The sequence below is a fragment of the Geodermatophilus sp. SYSU D01106 genome (genome assembly GCF_054049995.1).
The window spans coordinates 51,855-71,395 of sequence record NZ_JBJGYM010000006.1; the positions used below are offsets into that span (position 1 = coordinate 51,855).

General features: G+C 74.8%; 21 protein-coding genes. 8 read left to right on the forward strand and 13 right to left on the reverse strand.

Translation table 11 applies throughout. The features are described from left to right. Position 1: 1 nt before the first annotated feature. Positions 2-1,003 carry a hypothetical protein gene (locus ACI78R_RS08475; protein ID WP_457040354.1) on the reverse strand — a complete coding sequence of 334 codons (1,002 nt, stop codon included), beginning with the start codon at positions 1,001-1,003 and terminating at the stop codon, positions 2-4. Between the two features lie 297 nt (positions 1,004-1,300). On the opposite strand from ACI78R_RS08475, the gene ACI78R_RS08480 reads away from it, so the two are divergent. Both ACI78R_RS08480 and ACI78R_RS08485 read left to right on the forward strand, forming a co-directional pair. Further along, complete coding sequence (locus ACI78R_RS08480; RefSeq protein ID WP_457040355.1) at positions 1,301-1,645, forward strand: putative quinol monooxygenase; 345 nt, start codon at positions 1,301-1,303, stop codon at positions 1,643-1,645. Beyond that, a complete protein-coding gene (locus tag ACI78R_RS08485) occupies positions 1,642-1,989 on the forward strand; it encodes an ArsR/SmtB family transcription factor (RefSeq protein ID WP_457040356.1) in 348 nt (115 codons plus the stop codon). The genes ACI78R_RS08480 and ACI78R_RS08485 overlap by 4 nt, the downstream gene beginning before the upstream one ends. A gap of 73 nt (positions 1,990-2,062) precedes the next feature. On the opposite strand, the gene ACI78R_RS08490 is transcribed toward ACI78R_RS08485, so the two are convergent. Next, positions 2,063-2,344: a winged helix-turn-helix transcriptional regulator gene (locus ACI78R_RS08490; protein ID WP_457040357.1), complete on the reverse strand. Its 282-nt coding sequence runs from the start codon at positions 2,342-2,344 to the stop codon at positions 2,063-2,065. Then, positions 2,341-2,745: a VOC family protein gene (locus tag ACI78R_RS08495; RefSeq protein WP_457040358.1), complete on the reverse strand. Its 405-nt coding sequence runs from the start codon at positions 2,743-2,745 to the stop codon at positions 2,341-2,343. The genes ACI78R_RS08490 and ACI78R_RS08495 overlap by 4 nt, the downstream gene beginning before the upstream one ends. A gap of 176 nt (positions 2,746-2,921) precedes the next feature. Here ACI78R_RS08495 and ACI78R_RS08500 point away from each other — a divergent pair, with 176 nt between their 5' ends. After that, positions 2,922-3,221 (forward strand): hypothetical protein, encoded by a 300-nt coding sequence (locus tag ACI78R_RS08500; protein ID WP_457040359.1) that lies wholly within the window; start codon positions 2,922-2,924, stop codon positions 3,219-3,221. Between the two features lie 103 nt (positions 3,222-3,324). Here the strand turns inward: ACI78R_RS08500 and ACI78R_RS08505 are convergent, their stop codons facing one another. Then, positions 3,325-3,717, reverse strand: coding sequence for a VOC family protein (locus ACI78R_RS08505; protein ID WP_457040360.1), 393 nt, complete (start codon positions 3,715-3,717; stop codon positions 3,325-3,327). A 50-nt stretch (positions 3,718-3,767) separates the two neighbouring features. Here ACI78R_RS08505 and ACI78R_RS08510 point away from each other — a divergent pair, with 50 nt between their 5' ends. Further along, a complete protein-coding gene (locus ACI78R_RS08510) occupies positions 3,768-4,652 on the forward strand; it encodes a pentapeptide repeat-containing protein (RefSeq protein WP_457040361.1) in 885 nt (294 codons plus the stop codon). On the opposite strand, the gene ACI78R_RS08515 is transcribed toward ACI78R_RS08510, so the two are convergent. The 8 genes from ACI78R_RS08515 to ACI78R_RS08550 all read right to left on the reverse strand — a co-directional run bounded on the left by ACI78R_RS08515 (position 4,597) and on the right by ACI78R_RS08550 (position 14,116). Next, on the reverse strand, positions 4,597-5,031 hold the full coding sequence (locus ACI78R_RS08515) for a hypothetical protein (RefSeq protein WP_073420172.1): 435 nt from the start codon (positions 5,029-5,031) through the stop codon (positions 4,597-4,599). The two genes, ACI78R_RS08510 and ACI78R_RS08515, sit on opposite strands and share 56 nt — an antisense overlap. A gap of 38 nt (positions 5,032-5,069) precedes the next feature. Beyond that, positions 5,070-5,465, reverse strand: a complete 396-nt coding sequence (locus ACI78R_RS08520; protein ID WP_073420171.1) for a hypothetical protein — start codon at positions 5,463-5,465, stop codon at positions 5,070-5,072. Between the two features lie 10 nt (positions 5,466-5,475). Next, a complete protein-coding gene (gene pntB / locus ACI78R_RS08525; protein WP_457040362.1) occupies positions 5,476-6,882 on the reverse strand; it encodes a Re/Si-specific NAD(P)(+) transhydrogenase subunit beta in 1,407 nt (468 codons plus the stop codon). A gap of 4 nt (positions 6,883-6,886) precedes the next feature. After that, on the reverse strand, positions 6,887-8,452 hold the full coding sequence (locus ACI78R_RS08530; RefSeq protein WP_457040363.1) for a Re/Si-specific NAD(P)(+) transhydrogenase subunit alpha: 1,566 nt from the start codon (positions 8,450-8,452) through the stop codon (positions 6,887-6,889). Positions 8,453-8,607: 155 nt separating this feature from the next. Next, on the reverse strand, positions 8,608-9,840 hold the full coding sequence (locus tag ACI78R_RS08535) for a serine hydrolase domain-containing protein (protein ID WP_457040364.1): 1,233 nt from the start codon (positions 9,838-9,840) through the stop codon (positions 8,608-8,610). Positions 9,841-9,934: 94 nt separating this feature from the next. Further along, a complete protein-coding gene (locus ACI78R_RS08540) occupies positions 9,935-11,086 on the reverse strand; it encodes an acyl-CoA dehydrogenase family protein (protein WP_457040365.1) in 1,152 nt (383 codons plus the stop codon). Positions 11,087-11,093: 7 nt separating this feature from the next. Beyond that, positions 11,094-12,269: an acyl-CoA dehydrogenase family protein gene (locus tag ACI78R_RS08545; RefSeq protein ID WP_073420167.1), complete on the reverse strand. Its 1,176-nt coding sequence runs from the start codon at positions 12,267-12,269 to the stop codon at positions 11,094-11,096. A 173-nt stretch (positions 12,270-12,442) separates the two neighbouring features. Next, complete coding sequence (locus ACI78R_RS08550; RefSeq protein WP_457040366.1) at positions 12,443-14,116, reverse strand: carboxylesterase/lipase family protein; 1,674 nt, start codon at positions 14,114-14,116, stop codon at positions 12,443-12,445. A gap of 132 nt (positions 14,117-14,248) precedes the next feature. On the opposite strand from ACI78R_RS08550, the gene ACI78R_RS08555 reads away from it, so the two are divergent. Continuing rightward, positions 14,249-15,424 (forward strand): MFS transporter, encoded by a 1,176-nt coding sequence (locus tag ACI78R_RS08555; RefSeq protein WP_457040367.1) that lies wholly within the window; start codon positions 14,249-14,251, stop codon positions 15,422-15,424. Positions 15,425-15,431: 7 nt separating this feature from the next. Here ACI78R_RS08555 and ACI78R_RS08560 read toward each other — a convergent pair whose 3' ends face one another. After that, a complete protein-coding gene (locus ACI78R_RS08560; protein ID WP_073420165.1) occupies positions 15,432-16,502 on the reverse strand; it encodes a DUF3616 domain-containing protein in 1,071 nt (356 codons plus the stop codon). A 63-nt stretch (positions 16,503-16,565) separates the two neighbouring features. Here ACI78R_RS08560 and ACI78R_RS08565 point away from each other — a divergent pair, with 63 nt between their 5' ends. The 3 genes from ACI78R_RS08565 to ACI78R_RS08575 all read left to right on the forward strand — a co-directional run bounded on the left by ACI78R_RS08565 (position 16,566) and on the right by ACI78R_RS08575 (position 19,541). Next, positions 16,566-17,012 carry a TFIIB-type zinc ribbon-containing protein gene (locus ACI78R_RS08565; RefSeq protein WP_457040368.1) on the forward strand — a complete coding sequence of 149 codons (447 nt, stop codon included), beginning with the start codon at positions 16,566-16,568 and terminating at the stop codon, positions 17,010-17,012. A 70-nt stretch (positions 17,013-17,082) separates the two neighbouring features. Next, complete coding sequence (locus tag ACI78R_RS08570; protein ID WP_457040369.1) at positions 17,083-18,024, forward strand: ribonuclease Z; 942 nt, start codon at positions 17,083-17,085, stop codon at positions 18,022-18,024. A gap of 32 nt (positions 18,025-18,056) precedes the next feature. Next, positions 18,057-19,541 (forward strand): mannitol dehydrogenase family protein, encoded by a 1,485-nt coding sequence (locus ACI78R_RS08575; RefSeq protein WP_073420163.1) that lies wholly within the window; start codon positions 18,057-18,059, stop codon positions 19,539-19,541.

Below are 19,541 nucleotides of genomic sequence, written 5' to 3' on the forward strand. Positions count from 1 at the left end.
GTCAGTCCCGCTCGGCCGCGGCGACCAGCGCGTCCAGCTCCGCCCGGTGGTCGTCGATGAACTGCTCCTCGACCTCGTGGGTGATCTCGGTCGAGCGGTCGCGGTAGTCGGTCTCCTCGCGGCAGCCCAGGTCGGCCAGGGCGAGCTCCACCTCGCGCTCGGCCAGCGCGTCGAGGGCGGCCTGGTCGGGCTCACCGGTCGAGGTGCCGTCCTCGGAGACGGCGACGTCCTCGTAGACCGCGTTCAGGTCGTCGTAGACGGAGTTCTGCGCGTCGACCTGGGTGGCGTGACCTCCGTGGCCGGCGGCATCCATGCACGCGGCCCACTCGGCGTCCAGCTCGGCCATGCCCGGCCACGTCGGCATGCTGGTGTACAGCTCGTCGATGGCCGCGAACAGGGACGCGAACTCCTCGGACTGGGAGAGGTCCTCGCCGGCGACCTCGTGCTGGGCGGCGCCCTGGCAGCCGGCGGTGGTCCAGTCGTACTCGTAGGAGCCGTCCTCGGCGAGGTCCTCCTCGTCGGGCATCGGGCCCGACAGCGCCTCGTAGAAGGCCGTCTGCTCCGACTCCGACAGGCTCGCCACGTAGTCGGCGTTGGGGTCGACGAACTCCTCCTCGGGCGCCGGCTGCTCGGTGTAGGGGGACGTGACCGCGCCGTAGCCGTACTGGCTCACCCAGTCCCGGTCGTCCGGCTCCCACTCGACGTCCTCGTAGGAGACGAAGCCGGCCGACTGCGTGTTCGGCGTGTACTCGAAGCCCTGCTCCTGCATGCAGCCGGCGATGAGCTCCTCCGTGCGCTCCTGCTCCTCGGCGAACCGGCGCTCCTGCTCCTCCGGGGAGAGGTCGCCGCCGTAGAGGGCGTCCAGGTACTCCGACAGCGGGGAGGTCTGCTCGGCGGCGTCGGCTGCCGCACCGGAGTCGCCGTCCGAGCCGGAGCAGCCGGACAGGAGCAGCGCGAGGGCGGCCACGGCCGACACCCGGGCGAGAGCAGGACGGACGTTCACGAGGCCTCCCGACGGACGATCTGTGCGCACCGTAGGGGGCCGGAACCGCTGCGTACATCATCCTCGGGACGGATCCGTACGGGTGTCGTCCGGGAGGAGCGCGGCGGTCCCGGCACGTCCGGGAGGCCCGCCCGCGCCCGTTCTGTAGGAGTGCTCGACAGCCCAGCCGGGTGTACGGGTCAACGACCGTTGAACCCGCTGTCAGGGGAGCATCCGATGACGCAGACCCGACCCGTCGGTGCGGGCGATCAGTCGGTTGACCGTGCGACCACCGAGGAGCGCCACAGCGGTGTCCGCATGACCGGTCACGACGGGGAGGACGGGACGAAGGCCTTCTACATCCTCATCGAGGCGCGCCCCGGCAAGACGGACGAGGTGCGCGAGATGCTGGCCGACATCCTCAGGTGCGTCCAGGACGAGCCGGCCACCGGCCCCTGGTGCGCGGGGCAGCACTCGGAGACCACCTTCGCGATCTTCGAGGTCTTCCCGGACCTCGCGGGGCGTCGGGCGCACGTGGCCGGCGGGGGCGGCGACGTCTTCCGTGACGTCGAGCGCATGAACGACATCCTCGCCAGGCCGGCTCACGTGCAGAAGGTCGACGTCCTGCTGAGCAAGCAGGTCTTCACGGCGCTGCCGCGGTGACCCGGGACCAGCTGCACCCGGACCTGGACCAGATCAGCATGGCCCAGGTCCTGCACGGGTTCGCCGACCCCGCGCGCCTCCACATGGTCAAGACGATGCACGAGCTCGGCGAGTGTCAGTGCTCGCTCGTCCACGCCGATCTCGGGCTGAGCAAGTCCAACGCCTCGCACCACTTCCGGGTCCTGCGGGAGAGCGGCATCCTGCGGCGCAGCCAGCGGGGCAGCCAGCAGTACGCCGCGTTGCGCGCCGAGGAACTGGAACAGCGCTTCCCGAGGCTGCTCGCCTCCGTGTTGAGCAACATCGACGTCGCGGAGCCCGACCGGAGCGCTCCTCGCACGCAGTAGCGCCATCGGTCCTCCGTGCGGTCGTGGCGCCACCGTGTGCCATGGGCCGCGTCGAGGCGGCTCCACGCCGTACCTAGGTCCGCTCGGCGCCCCAGCGTGCGAGCGCGACGATCGCCTCGCGCAGGGCGAGGCCGCGATCAGTCAGCGCGTAGGCCCGGGTGTTGTGCCGCAGCGGCAGGCGGGTCAGGACGCCGGCCGCTTCGAGCTCGCGCAGCCGGGTGGCGAGCATGTTCGTGGGGACCCCGAGGTCGCGCTGCAGATCGCCGTAGCGCTGCGGCCCGTCGAGCAGTCTCTCCACGATCAGGAGGGCCCACCGGGCTCCGACGACGTCGAGGGCCGCGGCGAGGTCGCTCACGCGGTCGGATCGTCGGCCGGCTTCATCCAGAACGGCGAGTAGTGGTAGCCGTCGAGGTCGTCGAACTGGCGCTGGTACATGAAGGGGTGGTCGTCGGTGTCCCCGATCCGGCCGCCCGCGGCGCGGGCGCGCTCGGTGAGCTCGTCGACCGCCTCGCGGCTGCCCAGGTCGAACGAGACGGTGACCTTCGAGGGCGTGTCGGGTCCGCCGACCAGGTCCTCGGTGCCGCCGACGCTCGCGTACATCTCGCGGTTGCCGAGCATGACGTACTGCTCGGGCGCGATCGCGAAGCACGACACGTTGTGGTCGGACATCTCGGCGTCGAGGGTCCAGCCGAGGGCGGTGTAGAAGGCGGTCGCGCGCTCGACGTCCTCGACCGGGCAGGTGATGAAGAGGCTCATGCGGTGGACACTTGCAAAATGCAAGTGCGGCGTCAAGTCCCGCTGCCGCGCTCCACCGCAGAGCGGTTCGCCGACCTTGCCATCCGGAAAGCCCCCTGATGGCGGAGCGGTCGGTGTCCCTGAGCGGCCCGTTCAGGGACACCGGCATGCCGTGTTCGACAGGGGATGCTCACCGCATGAACGAGAGGAAGGCGCCACACCTCGACGGACTCACGCCCGACGACGCCGCGCGCGTCTGCTCCGAGCGGGGCCTCGAGTTGACCATCGACAACGCCCACATGATCGAGGTGTGGGAGTGGGATCCCTCGCGCGTGCGCGTGACTGAGCAGTCGCCGACCCCAGGCAGCCGCATGGCCTCCCGGGTGGTGTCCGTCTGGGTCGAGGTCCTGGGCGGTGGCGACGAGACGGGCGTCCGAGAGCCACGGCGGCCGCCGCCACCGTCGTCCGCACCAGGGTCCGGATTCGATGACGCCTGAGTGAGCGCTCGGCGGCGACGGTCGCTGACCGCCTTCGCCCGGTGTCCTCGAAGCCGCCTTTCAGCGACGTGTGCCGTCGAGTCCGCCCCCTGGGCGGCCGGCGTCACCCGGGCGGGCGGACGTCGACTCGCAGCGGGTGGTCGGCCGGCACCTCGACGAGCACCAGCGCGACGCCGTCGGGGTCGGCGACCGTCGCCTCGAGCAGCCCCCACGGCATGCGCTCGGGCGGGGAGACGACGGGGACGCCGGCCCGCGAGAGCCGGTCGGCCTCCGCGGTGAGGTCGCGCACCTGGACCCACAGCGCCAGGCCGCGCGGCGGCTCGGCGGCGTGCCCCGACACCTCGAGCAGGCCGTTGCCGAGGAAGAAGACGACCCCGCGGTGCTCCGGCGGACCGAACTCGCGGTACACGGCCAGCCCGAGGACGTCCCGGTAGAAGGCCTGCGAGCGGGCGGCGTCGGTGGGGCGGAGGAGCACGCGGCTGCTCAGCACGTCCATGCCGCCCATCCTCTGCCCGCCCGTCCTCTGCCCGCGCATACCCTCGGCCGGTGACCCCTCCCGCCCCGCCGGCGGCGCCTCCCGCCGACCGGCGGCGGGACCTGCGCGCCGACTGCTCCGCCTGCGCGGGCCTGTGCTGCGTGCTGCCCGCCTTCGCCGCCTCGGCGGACTTCGCGCTCGACAAGCCGGCCGGACAGCCGTGCGTCCACCTGACCGGCCTGGACGTCGGGGCGGCCCGCTGCGGCATCCACGCCGACCTCCGGCAGCGCGGCTTCCCCGGCTGCACGGTGTTCGACTGCTTCGGCGCCGGCCAGCGGCTCGTGCAGGCCGCCGCGGTGGAGCGCCCGGCCGAGGACCCCGGCGTGGCCGCCGCCTTCCCCGTCCTGCGCCAGCTGCACGAGCTGCTCTGGTACCTCACCGAGGCGGCCGTGCTGCCGCTCGAGGCGCCACTGCGGGACGACGTCTCCGCCCTGGCGGAGCGCACCGAGCTCCTCGCGGCCGGCACGCCGGCGGAGCTCGCCGCCGTCGACCCGGCCGCCGTCCGCGCCGAGGCCGGCGAGCTGCTCGGCCGGGTGAGCGCCGCCGCCCGCCCCGGAGGGCGCGACCGCCGCGGCGCCGACCTCGTCGGGGCGGCGCTGCGCGGTGCGGACCTGCGGCGGGCCGGCCTGCGCGGCGCCTACCTGATCGCCGCCGACCTGCGCGGCGCGGACCTGCGGGGCGCCGACCTCCTCGGGGCGGACCTGCGGGGCGCCGACCTGCGCGGTGCCGACCTCACCGGCGCCCTGTTCCTCACCCGCCCGCAGGTGGCCGCCGCCCGCGGCGACGCCGCCACCCGGCTGCCGGCCGGGCTGGAGCGCCCGCCGCACTGGGCAGCGGCGGTCAGCCCGCCGCGTCCTCGTCGTCGGGGCGGCCGCGGCGGCGCAGCAGGCCGGTGACCCCGATGACCCGGTTCTGCGCCTGACGGATCGTCGCGATCATCGGCATGAGGTCCTCGTCGATCGTGCGGATGATGTCCGGCACCGCGTCGACGGCGGGGTCGTCGAGCACCCGGCCGACCCGCTCCAGCCCCGGCTTCAGTGCGCGCACCGGCTCCTCGAGCTCGCCGACCAGCGTCTCCAGCCGCTCGGCGGTGCGCTGCGCCGAGGAGATCGCCGACGTCGCCGTGGAGGTCGCGGCGATCAGCTCGCGGACCGCGCCGTTGAGCTCGGTCAGGGTGCGCGGCAGCTGGGCCAGCGCCTCGGTCTGCGTCTGCAGGAGCGTCAGCAGCTCCGTGAAGCCGGGGATCTTCGGCATGCCGAGACGGAAGGGGTCCACACCGCCAACCGTCGTCCCCCCGCCGTGCGCACCGCAACTCAGCCGGGCAGCACCTCGCGCCACCGCTTCCCGGCGGCCCGGCCGCTGCGGACGTCGGCGAGGCCCCGCATGGCGTAGAGGTCGTGCCAGGTGCCGGTGAGCAGCCCGAACACCCCGACGCCGGTCTCCAGCATGGAGGGGTTCGGCGGAGGCATGCCGTTGGGCCGGACGAAGGTGACCTTCCACCGCTGACCGGCCGCCGTCAGCTTCACGCCGCCGCCGAACCACCACCACGGCCAGGACACGTCGGTCACCTGCGCCAGCGGGACGTCGAACACCGGGGTGTCGCTGACGAAGGTCAGCCCGCCCTGCGCCGTCGCCAGGTAGCCGGGGACGTTGCGCAGCCCCCCGATGAGCCACGCCGGTGAGACCAGTGCCTGCGTCGTGGGGTGCACGCCGCTCCTCTCAGAGAGCCCTCAGGATGTCCTCGACCCGCTCGCGCGCGTCGCCGAACAGCATCCGGGTGTTCTCGCGGAAGAACAGGGGGTTCTGCACGCCGGCGTAGCCGGTGCTCATCGACCGCTTGAACACCACCACGTGCTCGGCCTCCCAGACGTGCAGCACCGGCATGCCGGCGATCGGGCTGCCCGGGTCCTCGGCCGCGGCTGGGTTGACCGTGTCGTTGGCGCCGATGACCAGCACCACCGACGTCTTGGCGAGGTCGTCGTTGATCTCGTCCATCTCCAGGACGACGTCGTAGGGCACCTTCGCCTCGGCGAGCAGCACGTTCATGTGCCCGGGCAGCCGCCCCGCGACGGGGTGGATGCCGAAGCGGACCTCCACGCCCTTGTCGGTGAGGGTGCGGGTGAGGTCGGCGACGGCGTTCTGCGCGTGCGCCACCGCCATGCCGTAGCCGGGGGTGATGACGACGGAGTCGGCGTCGCGGAGCAGCTGCGCGACCTCCTCGGCGGTGACCTCGGTGTGCTCGCCCTCGACGGCGGCCGCGGTGGTGCTGCCCTCGTTGCCGAAGCCGCCGGCGATCACCGACAGGAACGAGCGGTTCATCGCCTGGCACATGATGTAGCTGAGGTAGGCACCCGAGGAGCCGACCAGCGCGCCGGTGATGATCAGCAGGTCGTTGTCGAGCAGGAAGCCCGACGCCGCGGCCGCCCAGCCCGAGTAGCTGTTGAGCATCGAGACGACGACCGGCATGTCGCCGCCGCCGATCGAGGCGACCAGGTGCCAGCCCAGGCCCAGCGCCAGCACGGTGAGCGCCGACAGCACGCCGAGGCCGGGGGAGACGACGAAGACGACGGTCAGGCCGACGAACACCGCGAGCGCGCCGACGTTCAGCGCGTTCTTGCCCGGCAGGACCAGCGGGTTGCTCCTGATCCGCCCCGACAGCTTGAGGAACGCGACGATCGAGCCGGTGAAGGTGACCGCGCCGATGAAGACGCCGATCGCCACCTCGGCGGAGTGGATGCCGACCGGCAGCCCCAGCTCCTCGGCCTCCCCGGCGGGCGCGCCCTCCACCGACAGGTAGCCGTTCCAGCCGACGAGCACCGCGGCCAGGCCGACGAAGCTGTGCAGCAGCGCGATGAGCTCGGGCATGCCGGTCATCTCGACGATGCGCGCCCGCCAGATGCCGATCGCCGCACCCAGGGCCATGGCGACGACGATCAGCCCGACGGCGAGCGCGTCACCGTTGCGCCAGGCCAGCCCGATGGTGGCGACCAGCGCGATGGCCATGCCGGCGATGCCGTAGGCGTTCCCGGCCTTCGCCGTCTCGTGCCTCGACAGGCCGGCCAGGCTCAGCACGAACAGCAGGCCCGCGACGATGTAGGCGGCCGAGGCCGCGGTGGTGGCGGACATCGCGTCAGGCCCTCCGGAACATGCCGAGCATGCGGCGGGTCACCGCGAAGCCACCGAAGACGTTGATGCTCGCCAGCAGCACGGCGAGGAAGGCGAGCACGGTGACCACCGTGCTGACGTGCCCGAGCTGCAGGATCGCGCCGACCACGATGATCCCGGAGATGGCGTTGGTGACGCTCATCAGCGGGGTGTGCAGCGCGTGGTGCACGTGCCCGATGACGTAGAACCCGACGACCACCGACAGCGCGAACACCGTCAGGTTGCCGATGAGCTGGTCGGGGGAGAAGGCGGCCAGCAGGAACAGCAGCGCGGCGCCGAGCCCGACCAGCGCGGCCCGCCGACCGGGTGGCGCGGGGGCCTTGGCGGCCGGTGGTGGCAGCGGCGCCGCTGGTGACGCGGCCGCGGCGGGCGCCGCGGAGACCTGCACCGGCGGCGGGGGCCACAGCTTCTCGCCCGCCCGGGCCACGGTCATGCCGCGCACGACGACGTCGTCGAGGTCGAGGACCAGCCGCCCGTCCTTGCCCGGAGTGAGCAGCTTGACCAGGTTTCCCAGGTTCGTGGCGAACAGCTGCGAGGCCTGCGCGGGCAGCCGGGCGGGCAGGTCGGTGTAGCCGATGATCGTCACGCCGTTCGGCGTCACCACCACCTCGTCGGGCACCGAGCCCGCCACGTTGCCGCCCTGCGCGGCGGCCATGTCCACGACCACCGACCCGGGCTTCATGCTCGCCACCATGTCCTCGGTGAGCAGCCGGGGCGCGGGGCGGCCGGGGATCAGCGCGGTGGTGACGACGACGTCGACGTCGCGGGCCTGCTCGGCGTACATGACGGCGGCGCGCGCGTTGAAGCTCTCCGAGGTGACCGACGCGTAGCCGGTGCCCGATCCCGATGCCCGACCGGCGGCCTGCTCCTCCTCGTCGGCCGGCACGCCCACGTACTCCCCGCCGAGCGAGCGCACCTGCTCGGCCACCTCGGGGCGGACGTCGGTGGCCCGCACGATCGCGCCCAGGCTGCTCGCGGCGCCGATCGCGGCGAGCCCCGCGACGCCGGCGCCGGCGACGAACACCTTGGCCGGCGGCACCTTGCCCGCGGCGGTGACCTGGCCGGTGAAGAACCGGCCGAACGCGTGCGCGGCCTCCACGACGGCGCGGTAGCCGGCGATGTTGGCCATCGACGACAGCACGTCCAGCGACTGGGCGCGGGAGATGCGCGGGACGGCGTCCATGGCCAGCGCGGTGACCCCGCGGGCGACGAGCGCGTCGAGCAGGTCGGGGGACAGCGCGGGGGCGAGCAGCGAGACGAGCACCGCGTCGGACCGCAGCCGCGCGACCTCGTCGGGAGTGGGGGCGTTGACGTGCAGGACGACGTCGGCGCCCCACGCCTCGGCCGCCGACCCGATGCGGGCGCCGGCCGCGACGTAGGCCTCGTCGGGGAAGTCGGCGCGCCCTCCGGCGCCGGACTGGACCAGGACCTCGTGGCCGAGGGCGAGCAGTTGCCCGACGCTCACGGGCGTCGCGGCCACCCGCGTCTCGTTCCGTCGGGTCTCTGCCGGCACACCGATGAGCACGCGCACTCCAACGTCAGTTCGGGCCGGCCCCGTTGCCGGCGTGACTGGGTGGTGCAGCGGGGAGGCGGGCGGCCCGACCCCGGTGAGGCATGGTGGCAGGCCGATCCGGCATCCGGCCCCAGCCGGCCCCGTTTCGTGACGCGGATCGCACCGGGTCCGGGTCAGCCCACGCGGTCGGCGACGTCGCGCAGCACGGCCGTCCAGTCCTCGAGGACGGCCTCCCGGCCCGTGCGGACGACGACGACGTCGGTGGCCGGGTCGACGTAGACGAACTGGCCCTTGTTGCCGCGCGCGGAGAACCGGCCCTCGCGCTCGGTGTCCACCCACCACCAGTACTGGTAGTGCTCGGCCGGGTCGCCGCTGGTGTCCCGCGCGGTCGCCTCGGCCACCCAGTCCGCGGGCACCACCTGCCGGTCGCCGGCGCGGCCCTCGCGGGCGAACAGCAGGCCGAAGCGGGCGTAGTCCAGCGCGCGGGCGTTGAACCCGCTCTCCATCTTCGGGAAGCCCGAGGCGGCGCTGTCGGCGCTCCAGCTCGCGTCGGCCTCGGCGCCCATCGGCCCCCACAGCGCCTCGGCGGCGAACCGCTCCACCGGCTCGCCGACGGCCCGCTCGAGCACCATCCCGACCAGGAGCGGGTTGTAGTTGTTGTAGAGCCAGGTGCGCCCGGGCGGCTCCTCGACCTCGGCGGTCAGCGCGAGCGCGCGCAGGTCGGGGGCGTAGTAGGTGAGCGCGTCGTCGCTCCAGGGCAGGCCCTGCTCCTCGTAGGACAGGCCCGAGGACATGGTCACCAGGTGCCGCAGGGTGACCTCGGCGAAGCGCGGGTCGCGGTCGAGGAGCTCGGGCACGTAGGCGGTGACCGGGTCGTCCAGGCTGCCGATGTGCCCGCGCTCGACCGCCAGGCCCACCAGCGTCGAGAGCACCGACTTGGCCACCGAGAACGACGTCTGCAGCGACTCGCGGGACTGCCCCTCGCCGTAGGTCTCCAGCAGCACCTCGTCGCCGCGCAGCACCACGAACGCCGTCGTCTCCGTGCGCTGCAGCAGCGCGTCGAGGTCCTCCTCGCCGGAGCCGGGCACCGTCACGCGGTCCAGGACGCCGCCCGGGAGGGAGCCCTCGCGCAGCGGCAGGACGTCGTCGCCGGCCGGCACCGGCAGGGCGGGGAAGCGCAGCCGGTCGTCGACGTCGGCGTCCATCCACACCAGCGCCCGCGCGATCCCGGACGAGTCGAGCGAGGCGCGCGCCCACAGCTGCGAGCCACCGCCGAGCGCGAGCGTCCCGACGAGGACGGCGACCAGGCCCGCGGCGACCCGGCCGCGGCGGCGGCGGACCAGCCGCGCGGCGCCCCAGCCCAGGGCGACCGCGACGACGGCGACGAGGACCAGCCAGGCGAGCACGGCTGCGCACCCTAGGTGCCCGGGGCCGGGAACGGCAGCGGCCGGCGCCCCCGTGAGGGGACGCCGGCCGCCGCTGGTCGTGCGGGGTGCCGGTTCAGCCCGTGTAGGGCGCGCCCAGCGGGTCGACCGTCGGGTAGCTGTCGACGGAGGCGGCGAGGCGGTCGGCCGCCCAGTCGCCGTCGCCGAGCACGTGGTCGATCGCGGTGAGCCGGCTGGTGTAGTGGCCGACGCTGTACTCCGCGGTGACGCCGATGCCGCCGTGCAGCTGGATGGTCTCCTTGCCCACGTGCCGGCCCGCCCGGCTGGTCTGCAGCCGCGCCCGGTCGCCGGCCGCGACGACGTCGCCGCCCGCGTCGGCCACCATGCTCGCCCACAGCGCGGTGCTGCGGGCCAGCTCCACGGACACGTACATGTCCGCGGCGCGGAAGGTGAGCGCCTGGAACCGGTTGAGGGTGACGCCGAACTGCTTGCGGGTCTTCAGGTACTCCGCGGTGATGCGCAGCGCGGACTCCATCGCGCCGACCGACTCGTTGGCGTGGGCGATGCGGGCCAGGGCCTGCACCCGCTCGACGTCGGCGCTGCGGTCCGCGGTGCCCTCGCCGAGCAGCTCGGCCGGGGTGCCGTCGAGCGTCACGTTGGCCGCGCGGCCGCCGTCGTGGGTGCGGTAGCCGGTGCGGGTCAGGCCCGCGGCGTCGCCCTGGACGAGGAACAGCGCGGTGCCGCCGTCGACCGCCGCCGACACGACCAGCACGTCGGCGCGGGCGCCGTTGGCGACCGGCTCCTTGACGCCGGTCAGCCGCCAGCCGTCGCCGTCCTGCGTGGCGGTGACCGCCGACGCCGAGGGGCTCCAGCGGGTGGCCGGCTCGGCGTGCGCGAAGGCGAGCACGCTGCCGCCCTCCGACAGCGGTCCGAGGACCGCCGTCCGCTGCGCGGCGGTGCCGACGGCGGCCACCAGGCCGCCGGCGAGGACCACGGCCTCGACGAAGGGCTCGGGCGCCAGCACCCGGCCCATCTCCTCGGCCACGATGCCGACCTCGATCGGGCCGGCGCCCATGCCGCCGTCCTCCTCGGCGAAGGGCAGGCCCAGCACGCCCATCTCGGCCAGTTGCGCCCACGTCTTCTCGTCGAAGCCGGGGTCGCTCCCGACGACCGAGCGGCGCCGCTCGGTGTCGGGGTAGGCGCGCTGCAGCAGGCCGCGCACGGCCTCCCGCAGGTCGTTCTGCTCGCTGTCGTAGGTGAAGTCCACGTCTACCTCACAGCCCCAGGATCGTGCCGGCGATGATGGTCCGCTGGACCTCGTTGCTGCCTCCGTAGATGGAGACCTTGCGGTAGTTCAGGTACTCGGGCGTCGCCACCCGGGCCCAGTCGGGGACCGCGGAGCCGCCGTCGGCGAAGGAGGCCAGCGAGAGCGGGCCGGCGATGTCGACGATCAGCTCGGTGGCCGCCTGCTGCAGCTCCGAGCCGCGCAGCTTGAGCACCGACGACGCCGGGTGCGGCTTGCCGTCGGCGGAGTTTGCGACGACGCGGAGCGCGGTGAGCTCCAGCGCCAGCAGCTCGTTCTCCAGCTCGGCGATCCGCGCGAGGGTGCGGGGGTCCTCCGACAGCGGGCGGCCGCCGGCGGTGATCTCGCGGGCGAACTCCTTGGCCTGCGCGATCAGCTTCTTGGTGGCGCCGACGCGGGCGATGCCGACGCGCTCGTTGCCGAGCAGGAACTTGGCGTAGTCCCAGCCGCGGTTCTCCTCGCCGACGAGGTTCTCGGCGGGGACGCGGACGTCCTCGAAGAAGACCTCGTTGACCTCGTGGCCGCCGTCGATGAGCTGGATGGGCCGCAGCGTGACGCCGGGGGTGTCCATCGGGAAGACCAGCATCGAGATGCCGCGCTGCTTCTTCTCCGCCGTCGGGTCGGTGCGCACCAGGCAGAAGATCCAGTCGGCGTGCTGGCCGAGGGTGGTCCAGGTCTTCTGGCCGTTGACCACCCAGTCGTCGCCGTCGCGGACTGCGGTGGTGCGCAGCGACGCGAGGTCGGAGCCGGCGTCGGGCTCGGAGAAGCCCTGGCACCACCAGATGTCGAGGTTCGCGGTCTTGGCCAGGAACCGCTCCTTCTGCTCCTGGTTGCCGAAGGCGGCGATGACCGGCCCGATCATGCTGGTGTTGAAGGCCAGCGGCTCGGGGACGCTGGCCAGCTGCATCTCCTCGCGCCAGATGTGGCGCTGCAGCGGCGTCCAGTCGCGGCCGCCCCACTCCACCGGCCAGTGCGGCACGGCCAGGCCGGCGGCGTTGAGGGCCCGCTGGGCCTCGATGTACTGCTCGCGGCTCACGTGCCGCCGCGCCGCGACCTGGTCGCGGATCTCCTTCGGCACCTGCGTGGTGAAGAAGGTGCGCATCTCATCCCGGAAGGCCTCCATCTCCGGGGAAAGCTGCAACCGCATGGGACCTCTCTCCTGACGGCGACGGCGCCGTCTCGACGTGTCCCCCGACGATCCCACACCTGTTACTCGGGAGTAGATCCGGAGTGACCGGGCGCGTCGGGCCGGGGGAGGGTGGACGTACCCGGGCCCCGGACGGCGGCTGCCGCCCGGGGCCCGGGGTGCTGCTCAGCGCGTCAGAACGTGTCCCAGAACGCGCAGTTCGCGTCCGCGGCGACGTCGACCGGCCCGATGCCCCCGGCGGAGGCGAGGTCGAGGCCCTGGACGTCGGACGGGTCGGAGTACCGGTGCCAGGCCGGCACGCCGCGGCCGTTGGGGTTGCCGGTGGCCGCGAAGTTCGTCCAGTACCGCACCATCGCCGTCGACAGCTCCTCCTGCTCGGCGGTCAGGCCGTCCCCGAACAGCCCGGGGAACAGGAAGGGCAGCTCGCCGGCGTGCTGGGCGCCCTCGTCGTAGAGCCCCGCCGGGAAGGAGAACGGCGGCCGCGAGAAGTCCAGCAGCGGGTCGGCCGTCTGGTCGCGGAACTGGTAGGCGTAGACCCGGTCGCGGCGGGGCCGCTGGTCCAGCGCCTCGTAGGCGTCGACGTGCTCGCAGGTCGACAGCGCGCTGCCGGTGTCGCTGGCGATCGCGGCGAGCACCCGCAGCGGCGAGCCGTACTCCGCCAGCGGGTAGCGCGCCGCGACCTCGCCCGCCCGGGCGCCGTACCGCTGGGCCAGCACGGTGTCGTAGTTCGCGGGGTCGAGCAGCACGGGCAGCTGCGCCGGCGGGACGCCGAGCGGGGTGAACAGCGTGTTCTCGTCCTGCAGGTTGCCGTGGATCACCGGCACGCGGTTCCAGGTGCCCGAGGTGATCGCGTCGGCCGGCTGCACCGGCAGCGACGACCCGCCGACGACGAACGAGCCGCCACCGGCCGGCCACGCGCGCAGCAGGTCGGGCACCGGCGCCCGCTGCAGGCACGCGACGACCGCGGCGCCCTCCCCGGTGCACCCGACGGCGGTGGCCACGCCCTCGCCGACGGTCTCCGCCTCGTCCAGGGAGGCGTAGCGGGTGGTGCAGCTGTAGCTCTGCGCGATGGCCTTGTCGAACAGCCCGGCGGCCGTGGGGGAGGCCAGCTGCGCGCAGACCGACGACGCCCCGGCCGACTCGCCGAAGATCGTCACGTTGCGCGGGTCGCCGCCGAAGGCCGCGACGTTGCGCTCCACCCACCGCAGCGCGGCCTGCTGGTCGAGCAGGCCGGCGCTGCCGGAGCCCGCGTCGCCGATCGCCGCGGACAGGTCGTCCTGGGCGAGGAAGCCGAACGGGCCGAGCCGGTAGTTGACGGTCACGACGACGGCGTCGCCCTCGAGCGCGAGTTTGCTCGCGTCGTAGCGGTCGCCGCTGCCGGTGCGCCAGGAGCCGCCGTGGATCCACACCATGACCGGCAGCCGGTCGCGGCGGGCGTCCAGCCCGGCGGGCGTGGTGACGTTCAGGTAGAGGCAGTCCTCCTCGGTGGAGGACGTCGGGTTGGTCAGGCTCGCCACCTGCGGGCAGGCGCTGCCCGGCTGCGTGGCGTCGAGCGTCTCCTCCCACGGCTGCACCGGCTGCGGCGGGCGGAACCGGAGGTCGCCGACCGGCGGGGCGGCGAACGGGATGCCCTGGAAGAGGCGGTAGTCGCCGGGGCGGGAGCCGGCGACGGCGCCCTCGGCGGTCTCGACCACCAGCGGCGCGCGGTCGGGCGGGCCGCCGGGACCCGCCGTGCCGGGACCCGCTGCGGCGGGGGAGGCGGTGGCGAGGACGCCCGCGGTGAGCGCGGCGCCGGTGGCGGCGGCGAGCAGCGACCTGCGCGCCCGCCGGGGGAGGGAGAGGGGCAAGGTGACCTCCAGCGTTCCGGCCCGCCACGTCGGTGTGAGCTGGGCCACGGACGGGTGGGACACTAGACGCAGGTGTTCCACGACCGGCGGCCGCCCCCCGGGTGCCGGTACCGCCGGGAGCAGGATGTACCGGTGCCCGGGGGGAACCGCCTGCTGCTGGCCGCGGTCCTCCTTACCGCGGTCAACCTGCGCGCCGCGATCGCCGCCGTCGGGCCGGTGCTCGACGACGTCCGCGCGGACACCGGCCTGTCCGCCGCGGCCGCCGGGCTGCTCACCACGCTGCCCGTGCTGTGCTTCGCCGTGCTCGCGCCGGTGTCGGCCGCGGCGGGACGGCGGCTGGGCGCGGGCCGGGCGGTGCTCGGGTCGCTGCTGCTGCTCGCGGCCGCCCAGGCGCTCCGGGTGCTCGACGGGCCGCCGGTGCTGCTCGCCGGCACCCTCGCTGTCGGCGCGGCGATGACGGTCGGCAACGTGCTGCTGCCGGCGGTGGTGAAGGCCGGGTTCGGCCGGCGCGCGGGCACGGTCACCGGCCTCTACACCGCGGCGCTGGTGGCCGGGGCCGCCGCGGGAGCTGCGTTCACCGCCCCGCTGGCCGCCGTCCTGGGCTGGCGCGGCGCGCTCGCCGCCGAGGGCGTGCTGGCCCTGGTCGCCGCGGTGGTGTGGGCGCGGGCCGCCCGGGGCGCCGACGCCACGGCCCCGGCCCGCACGGCGCCCGGCGGTGCGGCGCTCGGCGGCTCGGCGCCGGTGTGGCGCTCGCCGGTGGCCTGGGCGGTGACCGCGGTGCAGGCGCTGCACTCGACGCTGTACTTCTCGCTCACCGCCTGGCTGCCCACGCTGCTCGCCGACCGCGCCGGCACCGACGCGGCCACCGGGTCGCTGGCCGCGTCGGTCTACCAGGTGCTCGGCATCGCGGGCAGCCTGCTGGTGCCGGCCGTGCTGGCCCGCGCGCGCGGGCAGTCGGGGCTCGCGCTGGGGGTCGCCGCGCTGTGGGTGGTGCCGGTGGCCGGGCTGCTCGCCGCGCCCGGCGCGTGGCCCGCGTGGGCGGCGGTCGGCGGGCTCGCACAGGGCGCGGGCATCGCGCTGGCGGTGACCCTCGTGGTGCTGCGCTCGGCGGACGCGGGCGTGGCCGCCCGGCTGTCGGGGATGAGCCAGCTCGTGGGCTACGCCGTCGGCGGGCTCGGTCCCGTCGTCGTCGGGGCGCTGTCGGAGGCCACCGGCGGCTGGACCGTGCCGCTGGTGCTGCTGCTCGCCGTCGGCGCCGGGCTGGCGGCGGCCGGCGTGGCCGCCGCCCGCCCGGTGCGGATCGGCTGAGCCGGGGTCAGGGCAGCTGCACGACGTCGGCCACCACGCCGCCGTCGTCGGTGAGCCGCTCGGGGGCCGGGCTGTCGTAGACGACGAGCAGCCGGCCGCCGGCCGGGTCGCCCAGCAGGCCGATGCCCTCGGGGTGGTCGTCGCCGTCGCCGAAGGGGAGCGCCAGCTCGCGGGTGAGCTGGTCGCCGCGGACGACGGCCGGCTCCTCGCACACCACCGCGCCGTGCCAGCGGTAGACGTACACCGGGCCGTCGAGGTCCATGGTCGGGCCGGCGAGCACCAGCAGGTCGTCGCCCTGCGGGCACAGGTCGCGGACGCCGAGCCCGGCCAGCCGCAGGACGTGCTTGCGGTAGCGGCGGCCGTCGGGGAACTTCCGGAGCCGCAGCCGGGCGGGGTCGCGCTCGTCGACCTCGGGCCGCAGCTCCAGCACCACGGCCCAGCCGCGCAGCACCGGCCCGCGCAGGCCGAGGTAGACCCGCTCGCCCGCCACCGCGATGCCCTCGACGTCGAGGCCGTTGTCCTTGCTCGGGATGCCGAGGAACGGGCCGAGGTGCTCGTCGTCGGCCAGCAGGTCGCGCAGGTCCTTGCCGCGGGCGCCGAAGACGGCGGCGCTGCGGGTGCCGTCGTCCTTCACCAGGGTGGGCAGCCCGTCGACGTCGACCACCGGGATGCGGGCGATGATCTGCCGTCGCGGCTGCCCGGTGATGGTGGCCAGCCGGCGCAGCGCCTTGGCGCCGTCGTGCTCGTCGCGGATCCGGCGGCGGCGCAGGCTGTGCGAGCCGACCGCCCACACCGCGCCGTCGTGGCGGGCGATGCCCTCGATGTCGGCCTCCTCCTCGACGTCGGGACCGGTGCCGCCGGGCAGGGGCACGAGGTCGGCGAGGGAGAAGGTCGTCTGGTCGCCGTAGGCGGCCGGGTCGGCGGGGTCGTCGGCGACCAGCCGCTCGATGGTGGCGGTCTCGTCGCCGGCCACCCAGAGGACCGGCCCGTCGCTGCGGACGGCGGAGAGGTTGGTGTGCGTGCGGCTCTCGCGCGAGGCCGAGCCGAACCGGAGGGTCACCGTGCGGGTCGTCGTCACGGGCGGGCACTGTGGCACGGTCCGCCGCTGTCCGGGGGCCTCGCCGTCGTCGTACCGTGCGGCATGGATCTCGTCTGTCCCAAGTGCCAGGGCGCGATGCGCACCTACGAGCGCAACGGCGTGCACGTCGACCAGTGCACCGAGTGCCGCGGCATCTTCCTCGACCGCGGGGAGCTCGAGCGCCTCATCGACGCGGAGAACACCTGGCACGGCGCCGCGGCCGGCGGCCAGCACGCCCAGCCCGCGGCCCAGCAGCAGTACGGGGCGCCCTCGCACGGGCAGCAGCACAGCCAGCAGCACGGGCAGCAGCCGTACGGGCAGCCCGCCCATCAGCAGCAGTACGGGCAGCAGCACGGCGCGCAGTACCCGGCCGCGGCGGGCGGGGCCGGGCTCGGCGCCGTCGTCAACGAGGTGCTCGGGGCCGTCCGCGGCTCGCAGGGGCACTCGTCGTCGCACGGCTCGCACGGGAAGAAGCGCAAGGAGTCGTTCCTGTCCGACCTGTTCGGCTGACGCGCGGTCGTGCTCTGCCCACCGTGGTGTGCAGAGCACGACCCGCCGAGGGACGGCTACCGTGCCGTCCGTGGCGGCGCGGGAACTGGTCGTGCTCGGCACCGCGAGCCAGGCGCCCACCCGCACCCGCAACCACAACGGCTACCTGCTGCGCTGGGACGGCCGCGGCTTCCTCTTCGACCCCGGCGAGGGCACCCAGCGGCAGCTGCTGCTGGCCGGCGTCCCGAGCAGCGCCGTCCACCGGATCCTCGTCAGCCACTTCCACGGCGACCACTGCCTCGGCCTGCCCGGCGTCGTCCAGCGGATGTCGCTCGACGGCGTCGCCCACCCGGTCACCGCGCACTACCCCGCGTCCGGTCAGCAGTGGTTCGACAGGCTCCGCCACGCGTCGGTGTTCGCCGACCGCGCCGAGATCCGCGAGGAACCGGTGCACGACGACGGCGTCCTGGCGGAGGACCTCGCCGGGACGATCGAGGCGCGCCGGCTGGAGCACCCGGTGCCCTCGGTCGGCTACCGGCTCGTCGAGCCCGACGGCCGGCGCATGGTGCCCGACCGGCTCGCCGCGGCCGGGGTGGCCGGCCCCGACGTCGGCCGGTTGCAGCGCGAGGGCGCGCTGCAGGTCGGCGGGAGGACGGTGCGCCTCGAGGACGTCAGCGAGCCGCGGCGCGGGCAGGTGTTCGCCTTCGTCATGGACACCCGGATGTGCCTCAACGTCGCGGCGCTGGCCGAGGGCGCCGACCTGCTCGTGATCGAGTCGACCTTCCTGGCCGAGGACGAGGCGCTCGCCCGGCAGTACGGCCACCTCACCGCCCGGCAGGCGGCGCGGGTGGCGGCCGACGCGGGCGTCCGGCGGCTGGTGCTCAGCCACTTCTCCCAGCGCTACCCCGACCCGCGCGCGTTCGAGGAGGAGGCGCGGGCCGAGTTCGACGGCGACCTCGTCGTCGCCGAGGACCTCCAGCGGGTGGCGGTGCCCGCCCGGGCCCCGGTGGGTGAGAGCGCCGCCGACGGGTAGCCCCCGCGCACCGCACCCGAGGAGGACCGCCGATGCCCCGGCTCGACGCCACGACGCTGCCCCACCTGAGCCCCTCGGTGTGGACGCCGCGCTACGACCGGTCGGAGGTCGGCGTCGGGATCGTGCACCTCGGCGTCGGCGGCTTCCACCGCTCGCACCAGGCGGTGTACGTCGACCGGCTGCTCGAGTCCGGGCAGGTGGACTGGGGCATCTGCGGCGTCGGCGTGCTGCCCTCGGACCGGCGGATGGCCGAGGTGATGGCGGCGCAGGACCGGCTCTACACGCTGGTGGTCAAGCACCCCGACGGCTACCTCGACGCGCGGGTGGTCGGCTCCATCGCCGAGTACCTGCTCGCCCCCGACGACCCGGACGCCGTGGTGGAGCGGATGGCGGCGCCCGGCACCCGGATCGTCTCGCTGACGGTCACCGAGGGCGGCTACAACACCTCGCACGAGACCGGCCGCTTCGACACCGGGGCGCCCGCCGTCGTCGCCGACCTGCGGCCCGGATCCCCGCCGCGGACGACGTTCGGCCTGGTCACCGAGGCGCTGGTGCGCCGGCGCGAGCGCGGGCTGCCGCCGTTCGCCGTCGTCTCCTGCGACAACATCCCCGGCAACGGTCACCTGGCCCGGGAGGCGTTCGCCGCCTTCGCCGGGCTGCGCGACCCGGCGCTGGGGGAGTGGGTGGCCGGGGAGGTGGCCTTCCCGAACTCGATGGTCGACCGGATCACCCCGGTCACCACCGACGCCGACCGCGAGCAGGTGGCCGCCGCGATCGGGGTCGAGGACGCCTGGCCGGTGGTGTGCGAGCCGTGGACGCAGTGGGTGCTGGAGGAGTTCGCGGGCGGGCGGCCACCGCTGGAGGACGTCGGCGTGCAGGTGGTCGCCGACGTCGCCCCGTACGAGCTGATGAAGCTGCGCCTGCTCAACGCCGGCCACCAGGTGCTGGCCCACCTCGGGCGGCTGGCCGGCCACGGGTACGTGCACCAGGCCAGCCAGGACCCGCTGTTCCGCGAGTTCCTGGCCGGCTACCTCGACGAGGAGGCCACCCCGACGCTGCCGCGGGTGCCGGGCATCGACCTGCGCCGCTACAAGGCCGACCTGGTGGGCCGCTTCGCCAACCCCGCCGTCGCCGACACCCTGGCGCGGATCTGCGAGAACGCCTCCGACCGCATCCCGCAGTTCCTGCTCCCGGTGATCCGCGCGGACCTGGAGGCCGGCCGCGACGTCCGCCGGTCGGTGGCGGTGCTGGCCGGGTGGGCGCGCACCGCGGAGGGCGCCGACGACGCCGGCCGGCCCCTCGAGCTGTCCGACCCGCGGGGCGAGGCGCTGGCCCGCCGGGCGCGGGACGCCGACCCGCTGGAGTTCCTCCGCGAGCGCGACGTCTTCGGCGACCTCGCCGACGACCCGCGGGTGGCGGAGCCCTTCGTCGCGACCCGGGTCGCGCTGCGCGAGCGGGGCGCCCGCGCGACCGTCGAGGACCTCGTCCGCGGGCGGCGGCGGCGCCGGGCCGGGTAG